Annotated in this window: 6 protein-coding genes and 4 tRNA genes; 4 read left to right on the plus strand and 6 right to left on the minus strand. The window is 38.9% G+C overall.

What is annotated here, in order from left to right; genetic code table 11:
- Window positions 1–90: 90 nt before the first annotated feature.
- The 6 genes from rplS to coaA all read right to left on the minus strand — a co-directional run bounded on the left by rplS (window position 91) and on the right by coaA (window position 3,963).
- Entirely contained in the window at window positions 91–441 is a 351-nt protein-coding gene (rplS, locus tag A1D25_RS07690; protein WP_103853869.1) for a 50S ribosomal protein L19, read from the minus strand.
- A gap of 25 nt (window positions 442–466) precedes the next feature.
- Window positions 467–1,222: a tRNA (guanosine(37)-N1)-methyltransferase TrmD gene (gene trmD / locus A1D25_RS07695; RefSeq protein ID WP_157395115.1), complete on the minus strand. Its 756-nt coding sequence runs from the start codon at window positions 1,220–1,222 to the stop codon at window positions 467–469.
- 50 nt (window positions 1,223–1,272) lie between these two features.
- Window positions 1,273–1,800, minus strand: a complete 528-nt coding sequence (gene rimM, locus A1D25_RS07700; protein ID WP_157395111.1) for a ribosome maturation factor RimM — start codon at window positions 1,798–1,800, stop codon at window positions 1,273–1,275.
- A 29-nt stretch (window positions 1,801–1,829) separates the two neighbouring features.
- On the minus strand, window positions 1,830–2,078 hold the full coding sequence (rpsP, locus tag A1D25_RS07705; protein WP_157395112.1) for a 30S ribosomal protein S16: 249 nt from the start codon (window positions 2,076–2,078) through the stop codon (window positions 1,830–1,832).
- Between the two features lie 223 nt (window positions 2,079–2,301).
- Window positions 2,302–3,012 carry a tRNA1(Val) (adenine(37)-N6)-methyltransferase gene (locus A1D25_RS07710; RefSeq protein WP_157395113.1) on the minus strand — a complete coding sequence of 237 codons (711 nt, stop codon included), beginning with the start codon at window positions 3,010–3,012 and terminating at the stop codon, window positions 2,302–2,304.
- The gene (gene coaA / locus A1D25_RS07715) at window positions 3,013–3,963 is read right to left on the minus strand and encodes a type I pantothenate kinase (RefSeq protein WP_157395114.1); all 951 of its coding nucleotides are present in this window, start codon (window positions 3,961–3,963) and stop codon (window positions 3,013–3,015) included.
- 236 nt (window positions 3,964–4,199) lie between these two features.
- Here coaA and A1D25_RS07720 point away from each other — a divergent pair.
- The 4 genes from A1D25_RS07720 to A1D25_RS07735 all read left to right on the plus strand — a co-directional run bounded on the left by A1D25_RS07720 (window position 4,200) and on the right by A1D25_RS07735 (window position 4,589).
- Window positions 4,200–4,275, plus strand: a tRNA-Thr gene (locus A1D25_RS07720).
- A gap of 35 nt (window positions 4,276–4,310) precedes the next feature.
- Window positions 4,311–4,395: transfer RNA gene (locus tag A1D25_RS07725), tRNA-Tyr, on the plus strand.
- 40 nt (window positions 4,396–4,435) lie between these two features.
- Window positions 4,436–4,510, plus strand: a tRNA-Gly gene (locus A1D25_RS07730).
- A 3-nt stretch (window positions 4,511–4,513) separates the two neighbouring features.
- Window positions 4,514–4,589: transfer RNA gene (locus A1D25_RS07735), tRNA-Thr, on the plus strand.
- Window positions 4,590–4,720 lie beyond the last annotated feature (131 nt).

The raw sequence follows: 4,720 nt of genomic DNA on the forward strand, positions 1-4,720 counted from the left end.
TTTTGTCCATTACACCTCCATTACACCTTTTGAAGCAAACAAAAAGCCTTGGGCTTATCCAAGGCTTTTTTATAGATTGCAATCTTACGATTAGTCGCCAAGACGCTCTTTGATACGTGCAGACTTACCTGAACGCTCACGTAAGTAGTAAAGTTTAGCTTTACGTACCGCACCTTTACGTTTAACAGCGATGCTGTCAACAACTGGTGAGTGAGTTTGGAATACACGCTCAACGCCTACGCCATTTGATACTTTGCGTAAGGTGAATGCTGAATGCAAGCCACGGTTACGAATTGCAATAACCACGCCTTCGAACGCTTGCAAACGTCTTTTACTACCTTCTACTACCCATACCTTAACTTCTAATGTGTCACCTGGACGGAAGCTAGGTACATTTTGTTTTAACTGTTCTTGTTCGATTTGTTTGATGATGTTACTCATTTTGTAAACCTTCTAAATCCTAGAATTAACTGATTTTGTGTCGTTGTTTAATCTTCTTCAACAACACCCTTTGTTCGTCAGTCAGAGCTAGGCTATCCAATAGCTCAGGGCGTCTTAACCACGTTCGCTCAAGCGATTGCTCTAATCGCCATTTGCGGATTTGTTCGTGATGACCCGACATCAGCACCGTAGGTACAGGTTCGCCATCTAATACTTCAGGGCGTGTATAATGCGGACAATCTAGTAATCCATCAGCAAAAGAGTCTTCTAATGCGGAGGCTTGTTTGCCTAATACACCAGGAATAAACCTTGCAACAGCGTCAATTAACGTCATTGCGGGTAATTCTCCCCCTGTTAGAACATAATCACCGATTGACCACTCTTCATCAATTTCAGCTTGAATCAATCGTTCATCAATGCCTTCGTATCGCCCACAAACTAAAATCAATTTTTGATTTGTTGCTAGCTCTTTTACGCCTGCTTGATCGAGCTTACGTCCTTGTGGCGAGAGATAAATCACTTTAGCCTCTACACCATCTTCCTTACAAGCGGTTGCTTTTGCTTCACGAATTGCATCTCGAAGCGGTTGCACCATCATCAACATTCCCGGTCCACCACCATAAGGGCGGTCATCAACCGTTTTGTGTTTATCAAACGTGAAGTCTCGAGGATTCCAACATTCTACTTGTAAGAGATTTTGTTTTACTGCTCTACCTGTTACCCCGAATTCGGTAATTGCTTTAAACATTTCAGGAAAGAGTGAAATGATACCAATCCACATAGTCATAATTTCCTAATTTGCTACAACTAAAGCTAACCGCATACCTGAGGTTAGAAACCAGCGTCCCAATCCACCGTAATTGTTTTGGTGGCGAGATCTACTCTTTTAACTACTTGTTCATATAAGAACGGAATTAAACGTTCTTGTTTACCAAAAGCATCTTTACTGTTTGCACGTACCACCAAAACATCGTTTGAACCTGTTTCCATTAGCTCGGTAACGATACCCATTGTATAGCCTTCAAGGTTCACCACTTGGCAACCGATTAAATCGTGCCAATAGTAATCACCTTCTTCCAATTCAGGAAAACAGCTTAAATCTACACCAATCTCTATATTTGTTAGGAGCTGTGCAGATTCTCGGTCATCTGTTCCAACTAATTTCACAATCAAATCATTATTGTGATAACGCCACGTTTCAAGTTCAACTTGTCGCCATTGCCCTTTAATATTTAAGAACCAAGGCTGATAGTCGAAAATGCTTTCAGGAAATTCTGTTGATGAATAAAGACGTAACCAGCCACGGATACCATAGGTTGAACCTAATTTCCCCACAACTTCAATTTTTTGTTCGCTCATATTCACCTACATTTAATAATTTGTGGAAATTAAGCAGCTTTACGCGCTTCTTTCACTAATGTTGCAACACGATCTGAAAGTGATGCACCTTTAGCAACCCACTCATCAACTTTAGCAACATCTAAACGTAAACGTTCAGCGTTACCTGCTGCGATAGGGTTGAAGAAACCGATACGCTCAATAAAGCGACCGTCACGCGGTGAACGGCTGTCCGCTACCACGATTTGATAGAATGGGCGTTTTTTAGCTCCGCCACGAGTTAAACGAATGGTTACCATAACCTTCCTCTAATTTTTGATAGTAAAAAGAAAACCCTCGTTCGAGGTGAGGGTACGAAACTTGTTTGCTCAATAAAAAGAGAGAAAACAAGCGGTCGGATTATACCGATTTTTTGTGAAAAAGCAATTATTACAAAAATACTCTTCAGACCAAGTCTGACCTTCTACAGTTTATTAACTTCGGTCACTTAATACAAATCTAATGTTATTTTTAGAGAGTATTTTATCCATTCAAATAAAAGTCTTTAGTCAGTTCTTTGAATCTTTGGGTATATTCGTTGTTAGATTGATAAATAATCAATTCTTGTTCAATATACGCAGTCATTTGCTGGGAAAAAATCGTAATACTTCTTTTCGGTTTTTTTCCTTCTTTTGTGATGATATTCCACTTCTCAACACAGTGTAAATCTAGGTGTTTAGCTTGCTGAATTAACCTTTCACTTGTTTCTGTGGGGAGAATAAATGCAATATGCCCAGTTTCTTTTAGCCACTTTTTCGCTTGCTCTAACCAAATCAAATGGCTTTGGGGAGTACTTCTGGCTAGATCTCGTTCGCTACTTCTAGTGGCAAGACTATGTTCAAAATAAGGGGGATTAGACACAATCAAGTCAAATTTATCTGTTAATGTTAATTGTAAAATATCGGCTTGTATTGGTGTAATTCTATCTGCCCAAGGGCTATGGTGAATATTTTCTGTGGCTTGTATAAATGCATTTTGCTCTATTTCTATGGCGGTAATTTGGCAATCGTAAGCGGTACGTTGTGCCAACATTATTGCAAGTAATCCTGAACCTGTTCCTAGATCAAGTATCTGTTTGCATTGTGTTGTATTAACAATAGAACCGAGAATAATACTATCTGTATTGACTTTCATTGCACATTTGTCGTGTGCAATGAAAAATTGCTTAAATTGGAAACCAGTAGATTTTGCCATTTATTTTCTTAGCTTCACTGTTTGAATGGCGTGGTCATCGCCTTTTACTAGGATTAAATTAGCTCTTTCTCGGCTTGGTAAAATATTTTGACGTAAGTTTAGCCCGTTTATTTCATCCCAAATTGTTGATGCGGTAGAAATTGCCTCTTGTTCCGATAATTTTGAAAAATGATGGAAGTAAGAGTTAGGATCAGAAAATGCACTGCGACGGAATTTTAAGAAACGGTTGATATACCACTTTTTGAGTAGATCTTCATCCGCATCGACATAAATTGAAAAATCAACGAAATCCGAAACAAACACATTGTGTGGGCTAGCAGGGTAGTTCATTCCTGTTTGTAGTACGTTCAGTCCTTCTAAAATAAGAATATCTGGTTGATCTACTTCATTAAATTGATCGGGAATAATGTCGTAGGTAATATGCGAATATATAGGTGCTTTAACCTTTCTTTTACCTGATTTAATATCCGAAACAAAACGAATAAGTGAGTGAATATCGTAAGATTCTGGAAAGCCTTTACGTTTGAGTAAGTTTTTTTCTTCTAGGGTAGCAAGAGGGTAAAGAAAGCCATCTGTGGTAATAAGAGATACTTTTCTTTCTTCAGGCCATTGCGATAATAGTGCTTGTAAAATACGAGCAGAGGTGCTTTTACCAACAGAGACACTTCCCGCAATGCTAATAATATAGGGAACTTTGGGTGATGCGACATCAAGGAATTTATGTAATACTTGTTGGCGTTTAATGTTTTCGTCAATATAGTAGTTGATAAGTCGAGCAAGAGGAAGATAGATTGTGCTGACTTCATCTAGTGATAAGTCTTCATTGAAACCAAGCAATGGCTTGAGATCTTGTTCAGTTAGTTTTAGAGGGACAGATTTACGTAATTCCGCCCATTGATGTCGTTCAAACGTCAGAAATGGTGTGATTTTTGTATCATTTTGCAAATTCATTGCCAAAATCTCTTAAAATATGATGAGTTGTCCTAGATTTTATTGGGCGAAATATACAATATAAATGACTCATTAGGGGAATTCTAGTGATAAAAAAGGTAAAAAAGATTTAAAAAATCATCAGTTTGAGTATTTAACAATCGAAAGAGAGCTTTTTTAATATTTTTTCAAAAAAAAGACTTGCAAGGTTTTTCTAAAGCCCTATAATGCGCACCACTTGCTTACGACAACGCAATGCCGACTTAGCTCAGTAGGTAGAGCAACTGACTTGTAATCAGTAGGTCACCAGTTCGATTCCGGTAGTCGGCACCATTTAACGCGTAGCGAAACAAGTATTCAATTAATGTGGAGGGATTCCCGAGCGGCCAAAGGGGGCAGACTGTAAATCTGTTGGCTCAGCCTTCGAAGGTTCGAATCCTTCTCCCTCCACCATATCTTAATTGAATCCTATGGGACAGACGAATTTAGAACAGCGGGCATCGTATAATGGCTATTACCTTAGCCTTCCAAGCTAATGATGCGGGTTCGATTCCCGCTGCCCGCTCCAAACGCTGATATAGCTCAGTTGGTAGAGCGCACCCTTGGTAAGGGTGAGGTCGGCGGTTCAAATCCGCCTATCAGCACCACTAAGTCTTCTATCTTCCTCTTTTCCTTAGTAAAAAATAGTATTAATTTCTACATTAGGTTAATGTGGTAACGTACCATCGTAACCGTGTTTGTTTAGAGGGACTTTTAAAAATGTCTAAAGAAAAATTTG

Source organism: Ursidibacter arcticus, from assembly GCF_009761375.1.
In the GTDB taxonomy this organism is placed as follows: Bacteria; Pseudomonadota; Gammaproteobacteria; order Enterobacterales; family Pasteurellaceae; genus Ursidibacter; species Ursidibacter arcticus.

Bases quoted from the DNA above. Each gene is read 5' to 3' on its own strand.
- rimM (WP_157395111.1), bottom strand. From the start codon at position 1,800: ATGAGCGAACAAAAAATTGAAGTTGTGGGGAAATTAGGTTCAACCTAT.
- rpsP (WP_157395112.1), bottom strand. From the start codon at position 2,078: ATGGTAACCATTCGTTTAACTCGTGGCGGAGCTAAAAAACGCCCATTC.
- coaA (WP_157395114.1), bottom strand. From the start codon at position 3,963: ATGAATTTGCAAAATGATACAAAAATCACACCATTTCTGACGTTTGAA.
- trmD (WP_157395115.1), bottom strand. From the start codon at position 1,222: ATGTGGATTGGTATCATTTCACTCTTTCCTGAAATGTTTAAAGCAATT.
- A1D25_RS07710 (WP_157395113.1), bottom strand. From the start codon at position 3,012: ATGGCAAAATCTACTGGTTTCCAATTTAAGCAATTTTTCATTGCACAC.
- rplS (WP_103853869.1), bottom strand. From the start codon at position 441: ATGAGTAACATCATCAAACAAATCGAACAAGAACAGTTAAAACAAAAT.